The sequence below is a fragment of the Flavobacterium sp. B167r genome, from assembly GCF_056824315.1.
On sequence record NZ_CP124859.1, the window covers coordinates 5,265,686 to 5,282,742 of the forward strand.

Sequence of the window (17,057 nt, forward strand, 5' to 3'; positions counted from 1 at the left end):
CCATGAAAAGACTTCTCTCTATAGAATTGCAAAAAATCTGGATGAATAAAGCCAGTCGTATATTAACCTTAACTTATTTCATATTACTTTCTTTTATAGCGCTTATAGCTATTATAAAATTTGATATTGGTCCTTTTAAATTCCATTTGGCAGAAATGGGAATCTTTAATTTTCCGTTTATTTGGCATTTTAATACTTATGTTGCCGCTTGGCTAAAATTCTTTTTAGCCATTGTGATTGTTTCCATGATGGCAAATGAATATAGCTACGGAACTTTAAAACAAAACTTGATTGATGGTCTTAGCAAAAAAGAATTTATTTTATCTAAATTCTTAACTGTTGTTCTATTTGCTTTTGGATCTACTGTTTTCATTTTTATCCTGAGTTTAATTCTAGGATTGTGCTTTTCTTCTTATACTGAATTTGGAATCATTTTTTCGGACTTAGATTATCTTTTAGCCTTTTTTGTAAAACTGACAGGATTCTTTTCTTTCTGTTTATTTTTAGGAATTTTAGTAAAACGTTCTGCTTTTGCTCTTGGTTTTCTTTTAGTTTGGAACATAATCGAAGCAATTATAAGAGGAACTTTAGCTTTTAAAGTTTTTCCTAACAGTGATACTGGTGAAAAAATTGTTCAGTTTTTACCTTTAGAATCAATGTCAAATTTGATTGCAAATCCAGGTCCAAGACTATCGGTAATTAAAAACATAGGATCCCAAATGGGAATTGAAACAGGAGGCGATTATAGCGTAGATTGCACTGCTGTTATAATTGTTTTAGTATGGACGTTTTTGTTTGTTTATTTTTCTTACAAATTATTAAAAAATAGAGATTTGTAGTATATTTGCTACTATGGGTCAACTAAGAACTTTTGTAATTCTAATTTTGTGCTGTTTTTATCAGGCAATCAGCGCACAGAATATTTCTGTTGATGACACAGCAACACCTGCAGATTTAATTCAGAATGTTTTAATAAATAGTTCTTGCGTTGATGTTGAAAGTGTAAGTGCATCAGGAAACCCAACTCCAAATGAGCAGAGTTATGGTTCTTTTACCGCTGGTGCAAACTTTCCTTTTTCAGGCGGAATAGTTTTAAGCACTTCCCCGAGTAAAAAAGCAGAAGGCCCATATAATCAGCAAGGTTCTAAGGGTACACAAGTAAGGAGTTGGAATGGTGATGCAGATCTTAACACGGCCTTAGGAATTACCAATAGTACTCAAGCAACGGTTTTAGAATTTGATTTTATAGCTTTGACCAATTCGATTAGCTTTAATTATATTTTTGCTTCGAATGAATACCAAAATAATTTTCCCTGCATTTATTCGGATGGTTTTGCTTTCTTAATTAAAGAAGCTGGAAGCGCTGATAATTACAAAAATCTTGCGGTTTTACCTAATACCAATACGGCAGTTTCGGCAACAACAGTTCATCCAAAAATTGAAACAATAAATGGCAGTGGCGGAGAACCAATAGTTGGCTGTGAGGCAATAAACGAAAACTATTTTAAGGGTTACAATACAGCTTCGAGCCCTATAAACTATGCAGGGCAAACCGTAGTAATGAATGCATCTACAGATGTAATTCCAAACAAAACATATCATTTAAAACTGGTCGTTGCCGACGACGTTACTAGACAATATAACTCAGCAGTGTTTATTGAAGCGGGAAGTTTTGTAACTAAAATAAATTTTGGAGAAGATAGAACTGCCGCTAATGGCAATCCTGTTTGTTATGGCGAAAATTTTGCTTTAAATACCAATTTAAACCCTGCAAATTATACTTTTAAATGGTTTAAAAAAGACGCTTCTAATACTTATGTTCAAATTGCAGGAGAAATATCTCCATCTTACACGATACCATCAGCAGGAATATATAAAGTTGAAGCCACGATGAACGGCACCACATGCGTTTCTATTGGAGAAATCACAGTTGAATTTTCTGCTGAAATTCCATCGACAAACACTGCTTTACTTCAATGTGACGATAACAATGACGGTATTACAATTTTTGATTTGACAAAAGCTGCCAATATTGTAAAAAATAATAATCCTCAAATCATCAATCAGGGATATTATGAAACTTTAGCAGATGCGCAAGCTAAAACAAGTCCCATTTCAAATCCGCAACGATATACTAATAGTACTATAAATCAAATTGTTTTTGCCCGCATTGAAAACACTTTTGGATGTAGTGCAACCGCAGAAATCGCACTAAATGTTTCTAATTCTGTTATTCCAGACCAATCTCCGATAGAAACTTGCGACGGAGATGATGTGCAGGATGGTTTATATCAATTTAATTTACTCGAAGAAGTAACGCCACAAATCAAGACTGGTTTGCCTCCAGAATTGGTTGTTAATTATTTTTTAACGGCTACCGATGCAATTACAGAAACAAACCAACTGCCTAATATTTTCAAAAATACAACTCCAAACAGCCAGACCATTTATGCACGTGCTGCAAACGGCTCTAATTGTTATGATATAACTCCTGTTGAATTAATCGTCCATACATTTGATCCGCCTAATTTTGAGGATGAAACTCATTATCTATGTAAAGGAGACGAAATGACATTAACTGTCGCTACTGGATTTAGCAGTTATAACTGGTCTAACGGAAGTACTGCAAATTCTACAGTAATTAATAGCGCTGGAGATTATTCTGTTTTAGTAACTAATTCAAACGATTGCCCAAAAACTAAAAATTTCAAAATAATTTTATCTGAACCAGCCACAATTACTGATGCATATGTAAAGGATTTTTCTGGAAATGATAATACAGTACAAATTCAATATACAGGTGCTGGGAATTATGAATTTTCTCTTGATGGAACTATTTTTCAAGATAGTCCTACTTTCACTCAAGTAACTCCAGGAATCTATAATGTACTTGCCCGAGATAAAAATGGTTGTGGTTTGTCTAATTCATTTTTAGTATATGTTTTAGATTACCCACGTTTCTTTACTCCAAACGGAGACGGATTTAACGATTTATGGGTCATTAAAAACATTGATCAAATGCCAGATTATACAATCTCAATTTTTGATCGTTATGGAAAATTACTTAAACAAATGAACCAAAATGGCGCAGGCTGGAATGGAATTTTCAACGGCCAGAATATGCCATCAGAGGATTACTGGTTTACTCTTTTGTTTGTTAATGGGAAAAACGTAAAAGGACATTTTAGTTTAAAAAGATAACTTTCAAAAATCTAAATTATAAAATTCTAAATTTCAATCTTTAATAAGTTCATTATAAAAAAATCCCAAACTCCTTAATTGGAATTTGGGATTTTTATATTGAAATTTAAAATATAATTAGATTTTAAATCTTTTTCTATCAGTTTCAGTCAAATAGATTTTTCTCAAACGAATAGATTTTGGAGTAACCTCTACATATTCATCTTTTTGAATGTACTCTAAAGCTTCCTCTAATGAGAAAATGATTGGAGGGATAATTCTAGCTTTTTCATCATTTCCAGAAGAACGAACGTTAGATTGTTTTTTCTCTTTCGTTACGTTTACACACATATCATCTCCACGAGAGTTTTCTCCAATTACCTGACCTTCGTAGATCTCAGCATTTGGCTCAACGAAAAACTTACCACGATCTTGTAATTTATCGATAGAGTAAGGAATAGCTTTTCCTTTTTCCATAGAAATTAATGAACCTTTATTACGTCCAGCAATTTCTCCTTTGTAAGGCTCATATCCAATGAAACGGTGTGCCATAATAGCCTCACCAGCCGTAGCTGTAAGCAATTGATTACGTAATCCAATAATTCCACGAGATGGAATATTAAATTTCACAATCATACGCTCCCCTTTAGTTTCCATACTCAACATCTCACCTTTACGCATTGTAACGAACTCAACTGCTCTACCTGAAAGATTTTCTGGTAAGTCGATCGTTAATTCTTCAATTGGCTCACATTTTTTACCATCAATTTCTTTGATGATAACTTGTGGCTGACCAATCTGAAGCTCGTAACCTTCTCTTCTCATTGTTTCAATAAGAACAGATAAGTGAAGTACACCACGACCAAAAACCATGAATTTATCAGCAGAATCAGTTTCACCTAACTTCATTGCTAAGTTTTTCTCTAATTCTTTTGTTAAACGCTCTCTAATATGACGAGAAGTTACAAATTTACCTTCTTTACCAAAGAAAGGTGAGTCATTAATTGTAAACAACATACTCATTGTAGGCTCATCGATAGCGATAGACGCTAATCCTTCAGGATTTTCGTGGTCAGAGATAGTATCTCCAATTTCGAAACCTTCAACACCTACAACAGCACAAATATCTCCAGCAATTACTTCAGTAACTTTTTTACGTCCAAGACCTTCAAAAGTATGTAATTCTTTAATTCTTGATTTTGTTACAGTTCCGTCTCTTTTTACTAAAGATATTGGCATACCTTCTTTCAAAACACCTCTTTCTAAACGACCAATAGCAATACGACCTGTAAATGCAGAGAAATCTAAAGAAGTAATCAACATTTGTGGATTTCCTTCAGAAACTTTAGGAGCTGGTACATTTTCAACAACCATATCCAATAATGCTTCCACATTATCAGTTACGTTTTCCCAATGATCAGACATCCAGTTGTTTTTAGCAGAACCATAAACTGTTGGAAAATCCAACTGCCATTCTTCAGCACCTAATTCAAACATTAAGTCAAAAACTTTTTCGTGAACTTCTTCTGGAGTACAGTTTTCTTTATCTACTTTATTGATAACTACGCAAGGCTTCAATCCTAAATCGATCGCTTTTTGCAAAACGAAACGAGTTTGTGGCATTGGACCTTCAAAAGCATCAACTAGCAAACATACACCATCGGCCATGTTCAATACACGTTCTACTTCTCCTCCAAAATCGGCGTGGCCAGGAGTATCGATAATATTGATTTTTGTTCCTTTATATTGAACAGAAACGTTTTTAGAAGTAATTGTAATACCTCTCTCACGCTCTAAATCGTTATTATCTAGGATTAAATCACCTGTGTTTTCGTTTTCACGAAATAATTGACAGTGATACATAATTTTATCAACCAAAGTTGTTTTCCCGTGATCGACGTGGGCAATAATTGCAATGTTTCTAATAGATTCCATCTGTGATTTTTAATGGGCGCAAAGGTACACTTTATTTTCTAAAAAAAAACGTTTCTGTCATAGTTTGCGTATATACAATCAATTAGTTAATGTAAAACATCAAAATATCGGCTTCAAAATGACATTAACATACGTTTAGTTATAGTTAAATTAACTATATTTGAGGTGATGAAAAGTAAAACCCTCCAAATTACTCTTATTTATACCATCATCTCGATAATTATGGCGGTTATATGTCATAAATTACTTATAAGCTACTTTTCTTCCCCAGAATATTTATATTTTACCTTAGTAAAAGACATTATATTCATTCTAATTACAGCATTGGTTTTCAGTCTTATACTTTCAAAAAACGAAAAAAGAAACATCACAATCTTTGAAAAGTTAAACAAAACCAATGAAGAAATAAAAGAATCTAACGAAAAATATGACATTGTAGCAAAAGCGACTAGTGATACCATCTGGGATTGGAAAATTCAAGAAGATAGTATTAATTGGAACAAAGGAATTGAAAGTGTTTTTGGTTACGACCCAAAAGAAGTAGGCAAAACTTCTAAATGGTGGTTTGATAAAATTCACCCCGAAGACAGCATAAGAATGTCAATAAAATTATACTCTTTTATTGAACAAAAAACAGAAAAATGGCAAGATCAATACCGTTTTAGATGCGCTGATGGATCTTACAAATATGTTTTAGACAGAGGTTTTTTATTAAAGGATGAAAATGGAAGAGCCATCAGAATGATTGGTGCAATTCAGGATATTACAAAACAAAAAGAAGAAGAGCAGCGATTAAAGCTTTTAGAAACCGTAATCACACAATCTAAAGATTCTATTTTAATTACCGAAGCAAATTCATCAGAGAGAAAAATACCTAAAATAGTATATGTAAACCCTGCTTTTTCACAAATGTCAGGTTATCAATCAAATGAAATTATCGGGAAATCTCCAAACATCTTCAAAGGCCCAAAATCAGATTCTGATGAATTGCAAAAACTTCTTAGAGCCATAAAAAATGAGGAAGAGTGTTTAATTGAAACCATTACCTACACCAAAAGCAAAGAAGAATATTGGGTGCGTTTTTCTATGATTCCTATTTTTAATAACGAAGGAGTCATTTCGCATTGGATTTCGATACAAAGAGATATTACAGACGAGAAAAAACTAGAAACAGAAAAAGAACATCTTATTCGAGAATTAACACAAAACAACAAAGACTTAAAACAATTCTCATACATCACATCACATAACCTTAGAGCACCGCTTTCTAACTTAATCGGACTTTTAAATTTAATAGAAGATATACCGATAGAAAACGAAGAGCTTCAAGAAATACTAGCCGGATTTACAAAATCAACTCATTTGTTAAATGAAACTATAAATGATTTAGTAAAAGTTATCATTATCAAAGACAACCCTTCCATGCAGAAAGAAGAAGTATCTTTGGAAGAAGTTTTTGAAAATGTATTTAGCCAGCTTTCATTTCAAATTGAATTACACAAACCTATAATTAAGCTAAAATTTGACAAAGTCCCCGAACTTATTACAAACAAAGCTTATATTGAAAGCATTCTATTAAATCTGCTTACTAACTCCATGAAATACAAATCGGAAAACAGAAAACTAAAAATTTCGATAATAGCAGAACAAATAGAACAAAGAACAATCTTAACCTTTAAAGACAATGGAATCGGAATTGATTTAGAAAGGAATCGAGACAAAATATTCGGGCTTTATCAAAGATTTCATAATTATCCAGACAGTAAAGGATTAGGATTATACCTTGTAAAATCACAAGTAGAAACAATGGGAGGAACAATCTCTATAGACAGCGAAGTTAATAAAGGAACAACATTTACAATAACATTTAAAAATTAATCATTATGCTTGAGCAGATTTTATGCATCGATGATGACCCTATAACATTGATGCTATGCAAGAAAGTAATTTCAAAATCTTCATTTTCACATGAAGTTATTACAGCTCAAAACGGCGAAGAAGCTCTTCATCATTTCAATCTTTTAAAATACACCAACGACAAAGCTAAAAAAAGACCTGAATTAATTTTTTTAGATCTGAATATGCCAATTATGGGAGGATGGGAATTTCTAGATCATTTCACTTCTCCTGATTACAAAGAGTTTAACACCGTTGCTGTTATCGTACTATCTTCAACCATTGACCCTGAAGATCTTGCCAAAGCAAAAAAATATCCTATTATAATAGATTTTCTTTCTAAACCTATTACACTACCAATGCTGGAATACCTTAAAAAGAAAATAGATCTTTAATCAAAATTTAAAATATTAAAAAAATCCAAATTCCAACTTTAAACAAGTATTGGAATTTGGATTTTTTTTGATCAAAATTTGAGCTTTAAAATATTGTTTATTTTCTAATAGACATAAACAAAAAAAAGTCCCCTAAAAGAGGACTTTTTATATCTAACAAATTGTATTAATTACAATTTTGCAACATGCTTAGTTAATTTAGACTTCAAGTTAGAAGCTTTATTATCATGGATGATATTCTTTTTAGCTAATTTATCAATCATAGAGATTACAGTTGATAATTTTGTAGTAGCATCAGATTTATCAGTAGCTAATCTTAATGCTTTGATAGCATTACGAGTAGTTTTATGTTGGTATCTGTTAAGAACTCTTCTTTTTTCGTTGCTTCTGATTCTTTTTAAAGCTGACTTATGATTTGCCATTTCTTTTAATTTTAGATGTAATAATTATTATATATACTAGTTAAAAAAGAAAAACCTCCCACAATTGCAAAAAAACAATCACTTTGGTTTTAACTAATAAAATAAAAATCGAGACACCAATTTTTATTTTACAAAACTTATTTACAACTAATTTTAGTAGTCCGTAAGGGAATCGAACCCCTGTTACCAGGACGAAAGCCTGGAGTCCTAACCCCTAGACGAACGGACCGTTCTGTTCTAAGTTTTTTTTCAATTTTAGAAATTGAAATTTGTAGCCCGTAGCGGAATCGAACCGCTCTTACATGGATGAAAACCATGCGTCCTAACCGATAGACGAACGGGCCATTTTTAACATCAAGTTAAAGAACTTTTAATTAGCATAAGAAAATTTGTAGCCCGTAGCGGAATCGAACCGCTCTTACATGGATGAAAACCATGCGTCCTAACCGATAGACGAACGGGCCTGCTTCTCTAATGCGGATGCAAAGATACATCTCTTTTTAAGATATACAATACCTGATGCAAAAAAAATTAAAAAAATTAATATGCCTTAGCAAAAAGCACTCTTTTAGAAGAAGGATTCCCAGTAAACACGCAAGTTCCCACCTCTTCAACCGCATCCAAAGGAATGCATCTAATTGTTGCTTTTGTCAAATCTTTTATCTTTTCTTCAGTTTCAGCTGTACCATCCCAGTGAGCAGATACAAACCCTCCTTTTCCATCTAATATCTCTTTAAATTCCTCAAAACTATTTACTTCCGTAATATGAGTATTACGATAATCTAATGCTTTGTTAAATAAATCGGCTTGAATTTGCTCTAAAAGATCATTTACATAAGTAACGATTCCTTCGGCAGAAACCACCTCTTTTGTCAATGTATCACGTCTTGCAACTTCAAAAGTTCCATTTTCTAAATCCTTTGGTCCAACAGCAATTCTAACCGGCACACCTTTCAATTCCCATTCAGCGAATTTAAATCCTGGCTTTTGAGTTGTTCTGTCATCGTACTTAACCGAAATCTTAAGCTTTTTAAGCTTAGCCGTTAAATCATTGACCGCTGCCGTAATTTCTGCTAATTGCTCATCTGTTTTATAAATCGGAACAACAACAACTTGAATAGGCGCTAAATTTGGAGGCAACACCAATCCCTGATCATCAGAATGCGTCATAACCAAAGCTCCCATTAAACGAGTTGAAACTCCCCATGAAGTTCCCCAAACGTGCTCTTGCTTCCCTTCCGCATTTGCAAACTTAACATCAAAAGCTTTTGCGAAGTTTTGCCCTAAGAAGTGAGAAGTTCCAGCTTGCAACGCTTTTCCATCTTGCATCAAAGCTTCGATACAATATGTTTCATCTGCACCAGCAAAACGTTCTGTTTCTGTTTTTATACCTTTAACTACAGGAATTGCCATGAAGTTCTCAGCAAAATCAGCATAAACATTCATCATTTTTTCCGATTCTTCAACGGCTTCAGCTTTTGTTGCATGCGCCGTATGACCTTCCTGCCATAAAAACTCTGCAGTTCTTAAAAACAAACGCGTACGCATTTCCCATCGAACCACATTTGCCCATTGATTAATAAGCAAAGGCAAATCTCTATAAGACTGCACCCATCCTTTATATGTAGACCAAATAATCGCTTCACTTGTAGGTCGAACGATAAGTTCTTCTTCCAATTTAGCATTAGGATCAACCATAAGCTTTCCTGGTTTATCAGGATCATTTTTCAATCTATAATGTGTTACGATCGCACACTCTTTCGCAAATCCTTCAGCATTCTTTTCCTCCGCTTCAAACATACTTTTTGGCACAAACAAAGGAAAGTACGCATTTTGATGTCCAGTTTCTTTGAACATACGATCTAACTCTGCTTGCATTTTTTCCCAAATAGCATATCCGTATGGCTTTATTACCATACATCCTCTAACCCCTGAATTTTCAGCCAGATCTGCTTTTACAACCAGTTCGTTATACCATTTCGAATAATCTTCTGATCTTGTAGTAAGGTTCTTACTCATATTATATATTTTGGCACAAATTTTGTTTTATACAATTTTAACTAAATAGTTTGACAAAACTAACTAATTTTGTAATGTGCAACAATAAAAAACACCACAGATATGAAAACTTACCTTTCACTCCGCCGAAACTCTAATCATTTTTACTTAATTGGATTATTGAGTTTATTGCTAGCATCATGTGGTTCTTACCAAAATTCATCTTATTATGATAACGATGGAGTATATGGTGGTACATCTGTTAAGTATGTACAAACTGGAACAAACAACCAATACAAAGAATATTTCAAATCACTACAAGATGATGATCAGCCAACAGAAATATTTACTGATGTTGATAATTACACCAATTACTCAGACAGTACTCAAACTGTTTCAGCAGGTTATCCAGCATGGGGAAGCAGCAACTCAGAAGTTTCTGTAAACGTTTACTCTACACCAACATGGTCATTCGGATTCGGATGGGGATATCCTTATTATGGATATGGATACGGCTACGGATGGGGGTACCCTTATTACGGATGGGGCTACCCAGGTTATGGATGGGGTTACCCAGGGTGGGGCTATCCTGGCTACGGATATCCTTATTATGGAAACAACTACTCTTACAACTACGGAAGAAGAGGTTCTGCAGGTTATTACGGAGATAGAAACTATGCTTACAACAGAAATTATAGCACTAATAGAGGGTACACAACCAATAGAGGAGCATATACAACTAATAGAAACTATACTACCAACAGAGGAAACTACACAACTAACAGAAGTTACAATACAAATAGATCGAACAGCTATACTGACTTCAGAAGAACTAGTACGAGTGGCAGAACAACAAGTCCAACATTTACAAATAGAAGATCGTATTCAAACGGTTCTGACAGCAACAGTAATAGTAATTACAACAGCACTAGAAGATCTTATAATAGCGGAAATGGCAATACCACAACAAATAGAAGCTACACCCCTAGCAACAACAGCGGTTCGTCAAGAAGTTATACTCCAAGCAGCCCTAGCCGTTCAATGAACAGCAGCGGTGGCGGAGGAAGCTCTAGATCATACGGTGGCGGTAGTGGCGGCGGTGGCGGAATGAGATCTGGCGGCGGTGGCGGAGGAAGAAGATAATTTTTCCTCAGCAGTCTTAAATTCAAACTAAAACTTATCAAAATGAAAAAAATACTTTTCCTATTTATAACAGGACTAACTGTCAGCGCGTCATATTCACAAGAAGTCTCAGATGGTCTGCGTTATGCACAAGACAATCTTACCGGAACTGCACGCTTTAGAGCAATGAGCGGTGCTTTTGGAGCTGTTGGAGGAGACATATCTGCCTTAAGCGTTAACCCAGCTGGATCTGCAATTTTCAACAGCAATCAAATTGGAATATCATTTAGCAATCAGAATATAAAAAACAATTCTAATTACTTCGGAACTAACACTTCAGACAAAGAAAACTCTTTTATCTTAAACCAAGCGGGTGGTGTTTTTGTATTTAAAGACAACAACCCAAACAATGGATGGAATAAAATTGCAATTGGCGCAACTTACGAAAACACAAATAATTTCAATAATGAAGTTTTCTCAGCGGGAACCAATCCTACCAATTCAGTTGGCAGCTATTTCATGGATTACGCAAATGGAATTCCTCTAAAAATTATAGATGGCTTGGACTATCGCGATTTAAATTACACAGAACAGCAAGCCTATATGGGATACTGGGGACATGTTATTGACCCTGCAGCTATTGATCCAGAAAACACTGAATATCTAACGAATATTCCTGCTGGAGGAAATTATTACCAAGAAAATGAAGTTTATACTAGAGGCTATAATAGTAAGCTAGGTTTTAATATTGCAACTTCATACAAAGACAGACTTTATATAGGAGCTAATTTAAATGTTCATATAACTGATTACAGAAGATCTACAAGTTTCTATGAAGACAATAGCAACCCATTACAGCCATACGAAACAATATCTAATTTACGTTTCAACAACGAATTATATACTTACGGAAATGGATTCTCATTCCAACTTGGAGCAATAGGAAAAGTAACTGAAAATTTCAGACTTGGTTTAGCCTATGAATCTAATACTTGGTATGAGCTATACGACGAAACTTCTCAAAGCATTTACACCACTAGACAAGCAGAAGGCGGATCAGCTTTGAATGCTAATGTAAATCCTAATGTTGTTAATGTATACGAATCTTATACTTTACAAACTCCAGACAAATGGACCTTTAGTGCTGCATATATATTTGGAAAATCTGGTTTATTAAGTATTGACTATGCTATAAAAAACTACGGAAATACTAAATTCAAACCTACAGACGACCCAGGTTTTAGAGGAATTAATAACGATATTAGCAATACTCTTACTAGTACTGGCAAACTTAGAATTGGTGCTGAATACAAAATCAAACAATTAAGTTTGAGAGGCGGATATCGCTATGAAGGAAGCCCTTATAAAAACGGAATCACAGTTGGAGATTTAAATAGCTATTCTGCTGGTTTAGGATATAATTTTGGAACTACTAAACTAGATCTAGCATATTCATACTTAGAAAGAGAATCAAATCAAGGTTTTTTCTCAAGAGGATTAACAGATTCTGCTAAAGTTACTTCAAAACTGAACAATGTCACTATGACCTTATTATTTGAATTGTAATTAAAAATCAAAATAGATGATTGAAAATTTCCGTCAGTTTTTACTTGACGGATTTTTTTTACCTTTTAAGTATCACTTTACTTTAAATTCTACTTAAGAATACGGTAGCTTCATAAAAAACAGCTAAAACAAAGAGCAAACTAGTGATGTTTGAATAAAAAAAGTGTAATTTTGCACTCCAATTTATAAAAGTATGAGAACCAAGTCTTTAAAAAAGAACAAAATTAACGTAATCACTCTTGGGTGTTCAAAAAATGTTTATGACAGCGAAGTCCTTATGGGACAGTTGCGTGCAAATGGAAAAGAAGTTGAACACGAAGCTCCTGCAGAAAAAGAAGGAAACATTATTGTAATTAATACTTGCGGATTTATTGATAATGCAAAAGCAGAATCAGTAAACATGATTTTGGAATACGCAGACAAAAAAGACAGAGGACTTGTAGATAAGGTTTTTGTAACAGGATGTCTATCTGAGCGTTACAGACCAGATTTAGAAAAAGAAATTCCTAACGTTGATCAATATTTTGGAACAACAGAGTTACCTCAATTATTAAAAGCTCTTGGAGCTGATTATAAACATGAATTACTTGGAGAACGTTTAACTACAACTCCGAAAAATTATGCTTATTTAAAAATTGCTGAAGGATGCGACAGACCTTGCAGTTTTTGCGCAATTCCATTAATGAGAGGTTCTCACGTTTCTCAGCCAATTGAAAAATTAGTTAAAGAAGCTCAAGGCCTTGCTAAAAATGGTGTAAAAGAATTGATCTTAATTGCTCAAGATTTAACTTATTACGGACTTGATCTTTATAAAAAAAGAAATTTAGCAGAATTATTAGAGGCTTTAGCTGCTGTTGAAGGAATCGAATGGATTCGTTTACACTATGCTTACCCTACTGGTTTTCCGATGGATGTTTTAGAGTTAATGAAACGTGAGCCAAAAATCTGCAATTACATTGATATTCCATTACAGCATATTTCAGATTCTATTCTAAAATCAATGCGTCGTGGTACAACTCAGGCTAAAACAACTCAATTATTAAAAGATTTCCGCGCTGCAGTTCCAGGAATGGCAATTAGAACTACTTTAATTGTTGGCTACCCAGGCGAAACTCAAGAAGATTTTGAAATTCTAAAAGATTTTGTTCAAGAAATGAAATTTGACAGAATGGGATGCTTTGCTTATTCTCATGAAGAAAATACTCATGCTTATTTGTTAGAAGATGATGTTCCAGATGATGTAAAACAAGCTAGAGCAAATGAAATAATGGAATTACAATCTCAAATTTCTTGGGATTTGAATCAAGAAAAAGTTGGCAAAATCTTCAAATGCATCATTGACAGAAAAGAAGGCGCTCATTTTGTAGGCCGTACAGAGTTTGATAGTCCTGATGTTGACAACGAAGTTCTAATTGACGCTTCTAAGCATTATGTTAAAACTGGTGAATTTGTTAATATCAAGATAATTGAAGCAACAGAATTTGATTTATACGGAGAACCTGCTTAAATTTACACTGAACTATTGCAAACATTAGACAAAAAAACTTTTATGAAACCTACTCTGAGCCTAATTCTTTTCGTTTTTACTTTATTTTGCTTCAACACTGTTTCTGCTCAATATGGAGGCGGATACAATAATGGCTACGGTGGCTATGGCAATGGTTATGGTGGAGGCTACGGAAGAGGTGGCGGAATGGGTATGGACAGAAGCATGATGGGCGGGCAACAACAAGGTACACAAAGCAAACCTAAAGAAACTCCTCCTGAAGAAATTGCCGGAATTATCATTGAACAAATGAAACCACAGGTGAATTTGGATGAACTTCAAGCAATTGCTATTTCAAATGTTTTAGCTGAAAGTATCAGAGAACAAGGTATTTTGTTAAAAAATGAAAGCAGTAGTCAAGATCAAAAAATTGAGCAGATTAAAGCTTTAAAAGAGAGTACTGATAAAAAAATCAGCGCTTTTTTAAATCCTGATCAAATTGAAAAGTATAAAACTTTCATGGATACTTTTAAAGACATGAAAAAATCTAAATCGAAAAAGAAAAAAGATAAAGATTCTAAAGACTCCAAAGAAGTAAAAGACGCCCCAGATACGAAAATTTCAGAATAATCGTTATTAACTTATAAAACAACGAATTATGACAAAAAAACTTTTTTGTTATCTGATTTTAGCAATTATCATCAGTGCTTGTTCTACAAATCCATACAAGAATACTGAGAAAGCTTATGATCAGCAGCTGAAAACTTTAGAGAACCAGATTACAAGTAAAGAAGCCAAACCAATTCCGCCAGTTTCACCATTGGCAATTGACACTTCTTATGCACAGCAACTGGGAATCATAAAGGACACTTTATCTAAAACAGGTTCTACTTATTTGGTAAACGGAATAAATACCGAATGGATTGGTACAGTAAATTTTAATTTAAGAAAACCAAGTTTCGTTATTATTCATCATACTGCTCAGGATTCTCTACAGCAGACGATTAATACTTTTACAAAAACCAAAACTCAAGTAAGCGCTCATTACATCATTTCTGAAAACGGAAAAGTGGTGCAAATGCTTAATGATTATCTTAGAGCATGGCATGCAGGAAATTCTACTTGGGGAAAAACAACAGATTTAAACTCTTGTTCTATTGGTATTGAGTTAGACAATAACGGTTTTAAACCTTTTACTGAAGCACAAATTAGCAGTTTGGTCGCTTTGTTGACTAAATTAAAAAAGGATTACAATATTCCGACGCAAAACTTTTTAGGTCATGCCGATATTGCGCCAGGAAGAAAACAAGACCCAAGCGCATTGTTTCCGTGGAAAACTTTAGCAGAAAAAGGGTTCGGAATCTGGCCAGATGAAGTTTTAGAGCCAGCGCCATTTGATTTTAAAATTGAACCAGCACTTAGAATAATAGGTTATAACACCAAAAATTTAAGTGCCGCAATTCAAGCTTTTAAATTGCATTACATTCAAACTGATGCAACTTCAGTTTTAGACAGAAAAACAATCGATGCGATTTATTCGATATACAAAAAACAGGTTCAATAAACCTCATCATTTAAATAAAAAAGCGTTTCTATAATTTAGGAACGCTTTTTTGCTTATCAAAGATTTCTTCTTGTTTTTGAACTACAAATCAAACGTTCCTACGAAACGTTTAACCATGCCTCAATCAATTCAATTCTACCAAGCAAACATTCCTACGGAATGAATCATCTTATATTCCAAATATCAAAATCCAAAATTTAAACTTCAAACATAAAACTTCAAACATAAAACTTCAAGCTTCAAACTTCAAGCTTCAAACTTCAAGCTTCAAACTTCAAACTTGAAACTTCAAACTTGAAACTTCAAACAACAAATAAAAAAGCTGCCAAAACATTAATATGTTTCGACAGCTCCAAAAAAAAAAAAAAATATCAATCTTTATCTCTAGAAAGAGTATGTTGTTGCAATTAATCCGTAGAAGCTTCCTCCTGTTGGCAATGCATCTTTGTCTAAAAATATATCCTCAGAAGCTGCATCGTATCTTAACTCAGGAATTATAGTAAGTTTCCCAACTTTGTAGTTTAAAGAAACTGTGTTAGCAAATACACTTGATCCTGATAAAGTTCCTAAACTTGGAGCGGCATCTTTAGCATCAAAATATTCCACTCTGTAAGCCAAAAGCAAGGCTGGACTGAAAGAATAATTAGCATATCCTACCACAGAAAACCAATCTCCATCTAAATTACTATCAAAATCATTTGTCGTTTTAGCGTAAGTTGCATTTAATCCAAGTGAAAAACTATCACTAATTGTTTTAGATGCAGTTAAATCAAACTGCGTCTTATTTTCATCTGAAACTGGAATTATACTCCCTGGTATTGGATTAGAGCTTCCCGTTGTAAAATTCAAATAAGCACTTCCTGTATCACCAATATATCCTAATTGCCCTATGAATGTTTTTTGATAAGAACCCGCATCCATAGCAGATTTAAAATCTGTCGGGTTGGTTAATCCTAACATCGCAGTAAATTTACCAGAAGTATATTGCGCTTTAACCCCAGTATTGAAAAATGGCCCATAAGAAAACGCATAAGACATACTGTAGTTTTTGTTATCTACCGCATCTAGCACCTCATACCCTATATGAGTTCCAAAACTACCTGCTACTACTTTAAATTCATCAGTCAAATTGTATGTAAAATATAATTGTTTAAGTAAAAATTTTGCACTTGCATCTTTATCTGGCGTTTCATTATATGAAAATTCTGCTGCTCTTTTTCCGAAACCTAAGTCTACGAAAACAGACGCTTTTCCAAAAGTATGACTTGCTTCAATCGATGCCATTCCTAATTCGAATGAATTTTGCGAGTTGGTGAAGCTCGTCAATCCATTCATTTGTTTTGAAAAATCATATTTATAGTACGCATCTGCAGAACCTCCCCATGTGGTTGCTGGAGCAGATGTTTCCTCTTCTTGGGCAAAGGCGAAAGAACTTGTCAACATCGCGGCTAAAATGTGAAATGCTTTTTTCATGTTTTAATTTGGTTTTTAGT

At 33.8% G+C, this 17,057-nt stretch carries 13 protein-coding genes and 3 tRNA genes; 9 read left to right on the forward strand and 7 right to left on the reverse strand.

Annotated features, from left to right (window positions below):
* Window positions 1-2 precede the first annotated feature (2 nt).
* Window positions 3-839, forward strand: a complete 837-nt coding sequence (locus tag QLQ96_RS22955) for an ABC transporter permease (protein ID WP_482493436.1) — start codon at window positions 3-5, stop codon at window positions 837-839.
* A 13-nt stretch (window positions 840-852) separates the two neighbouring features.
* Complete coding sequence (locus tag QLQ96_RS22960; RefSeq protein ID WP_482493438.1) at window positions 853-3,201, forward strand: T9SS type B sorting domain-containing protein; 2,349 nt, start codon at window positions 853-855, stop codon at window positions 3,199-3,201.
* 117 nt (window positions 3,202-3,318) lie between these two features.
* On the opposite strand, the gene typA is transcribed toward QLQ96_RS22960, so the two are convergent.
* Complete coding sequence (typA, locus tag QLQ96_RS22965) at window positions 3,319-5,115, reverse strand: translational GTPase TypA (RefSeq protein ID WP_482493440.1); 1,797 nt, start codon at window positions 5,113-5,115, stop codon at window positions 3,319-3,321.
* Between the two features lie 168 nt (window positions 5,116-5,283).
* On the opposite strand from typA, the gene QLQ96_RS22970 reads away from it, so the two are divergent.
* The gene (locus QLQ96_RS22970) at window positions 5,284-6,993 is read left to right on the forward strand and encodes a PAS domain-containing sensor histidine kinase (RefSeq protein ID WP_482493441.1); all 1,710 of its coding nucleotides are present in this window, start codon (window positions 5,284-5,286) and stop codon (window positions 6,991-6,993) included.
* A gap of 5 nt (window positions 6,994-6,998) precedes the next feature.
* Window positions 6,999-7,406, forward strand: coding sequence for a response regulator (locus QLQ96_RS22975; RefSeq protein WP_482493442.1), 408 nt, complete (start codon window positions 6,999-7,001; stop codon window positions 7,404-7,406).
* Between the two features lie 170 nt (window positions 7,407-7,576).
* Here the strand turns inward: QLQ96_RS22975 and rpsT are convergent, their stop codons facing one another.
* The 5 genes from rpsT to proS all read right to left on the reverse strand — a co-directional run bounded on the left by rpsT (window position 7,577) and on the right by proS (window position 9,847).
* Window positions 7,577-7,828, reverse strand: a complete 252-nt coding sequence (gene rpsT, locus QLQ96_RS22980) for a 30S ribosomal protein S20 (RefSeq protein ID WP_482493443.1) — start codon at window positions 7,826-7,828, stop codon at window positions 7,577-7,579.
* Between the two features lie 157 nt (window positions 7,829-7,985).
* Window positions 7,986-8,057: transfer RNA gene (locus tag QLQ96_RS22985), tRNA-Glu, on the reverse strand.
* Window positions 8,058-8,100: 43 nt separating this feature from the next.
* A tRNA-Glu gene (locus QLQ96_RS22990) sits at window positions 8,101-8,172 on the reverse strand.
* A 48-nt stretch (window positions 8,173-8,220) separates the two neighbouring features.
* A tRNA-Glu gene (locus QLQ96_RS22995) sits at window positions 8,221-8,292 on the reverse strand.
* Between the two features lie 76 nt (window positions 8,293-8,368).
* Window positions 8,369-9,847, reverse strand: a complete 1,479-nt coding sequence (proS, locus tag QLQ96_RS23000; protein WP_482493444.1) for a proline--tRNA ligase — start codon at window positions 9,845-9,847, stop codon at window positions 8,369-8,371.
* 102 nt (window positions 9,848-9,949) lie between these two features.
* Between proS and QLQ96_RS23005 the strand changes: the two genes are divergently transcribed.
* The 5 genes from QLQ96_RS23005 to QLQ96_RS23025 all read left to right on the forward strand — a co-directional run bounded on the left by QLQ96_RS23005 (window position 9,950) and on the right by QLQ96_RS23025 (window position 15,564).
* On the forward strand, window positions 9,950-10,969 hold the full coding sequence (locus tag QLQ96_RS23005) for a hypothetical protein (protein WP_482493446.1): 1,020 nt from the start codon (window positions 9,950-9,952) through the stop codon (window positions 10,967-10,969).
* Window positions 10,970-11,011: 42 nt separating this feature from the next.
* Window positions 11,012-12,514, forward strand: a complete 1,503-nt coding sequence (locus tag QLQ96_RS23010; RefSeq protein ID WP_482493447.1) for an OmpP1/FadL family transporter — start codon at window positions 11,012-11,014, stop codon at window positions 12,512-12,514.
* A 193-nt stretch (window positions 12,515-12,707) separates the two neighbouring features.
* Entirely contained in the window at window positions 12,708-14,021 is a 1,314-nt protein-coding gene (rimO, locus tag QLQ96_RS23015; protein ID WP_482493448.1) for a 30S ribosomal protein S12 methylthiotransferase RimO, read from the forward strand.
* Between the two features lie 42 nt (window positions 14,022-14,063).
* Entirely contained in the window at window positions 14,064-14,630 is a 567-nt protein-coding gene (locus QLQ96_RS23020; RefSeq protein WP_482493449.1) for a hypothetical protein, read from the forward strand.
* Window positions 14,631-14,658: 28 nt separating this feature from the next.
* Entirely contained in the window at window positions 14,659-15,564 is a 906-nt protein-coding gene (locus QLQ96_RS23025; RefSeq protein ID WP_482493450.1) for an N-acetylmuramoyl-L-alanine amidase, read from the forward strand.
* Window positions 15,565-15,948: 384 nt separating this feature from the next.
* Here the strand turns inward: QLQ96_RS23025 and QLQ96_RS23030 are convergent, their stop codons facing one another.
* Window positions 15,949-17,037: an outer membrane beta-barrel protein gene (locus QLQ96_RS23030; RefSeq protein WP_482493451.1), complete on the reverse strand. Its 1,089-nt coding sequence runs from the start codon at window positions 17,035-17,037 to the stop codon at window positions 15,949-15,951.
* Window positions 17,038-17,057 lie beyond the last annotated feature (20 nt).

Coding starts and splice junctions, on each gene's coding strand:
- QLQ96_RS22955 (WP_482493436.1), top strand. CDS start 3: ATGAAAAGACTTCTCTCTATAGAATTGCAAAAAATCTGGATGAATAAA.
- QLQ96_RS22960 (WP_482493438.1), top strand. CDS start 853: ATGGGTCAACTAAGAACTTTTGTAATTCTAATTTTGTGCTGTTTTTAT.
- typA (WP_482493440.1), bottom strand. CDS start 5,115: ATGGAATCTATTAGAAACATTGCAATTATTGCCCACGTCGATCACGGG.
- QLQ96_RS22970 (WP_482493441.1), top strand. CDS start 5,284: ATGAAAAGTAAAACCCTCCAAATTACTCTTATTTATACCATCATCTCG.
- QLQ96_RS22975 (WP_482493442.1), top strand. CDS start 6,999: ATGCTTGAGCAGATTTTATGCATCGATGATGACCCTATAACATTGATG.
- rpsT (WP_482493443.1), bottom strand. CDS start 7,828: ATGGCAAATCATAAGTCAGCTTTAAAAAGAATCAGAAGCAACGAAAAA.
- proS (WP_482493444.1), bottom strand. CDS start 9,847: ATGAGTAAGAACCTTACTACAAGATCAGAAGATTATTCGAAATGGTAT.
- QLQ96_RS23005 (WP_482493446.1), top strand. CDS start 9,950: ATGAAAACTTACCTTTCACTCCGCCGAAACTCTAATCATTTTTACTTA.
- QLQ96_RS23010 (WP_482493447.1), top strand. CDS start 11,012: ATGAAAAAAATACTTTTCCTATTTATAACAGGACTAACTGTCAGCGCG.
- rimO (WP_482493448.1), top strand. CDS start 12,708: ATGAGAACCAAGTCTTTAAAAAAGAACAAAATTAACGTAATCACTCTT.
- QLQ96_RS23020 (WP_482493449.1), top strand. CDS start 14,064: ATGAAACCTACTCTGAGCCTAATTCTTTTCGTTTTTACTTTATTTTGC.
- QLQ96_RS23025 (WP_482493450.1), top strand. CDS start 14,659: ATGACAAAAAAACTTTTTTGTTATCTGATTTTAGCAATTATCATCAGT.
- QLQ96_RS23030 (WP_482493451.1), bottom strand. CDS start 17,037: ATGAAAAAAGCATTTCACATTTTAGCCGCGATGTTGACAAGTTCTTTC.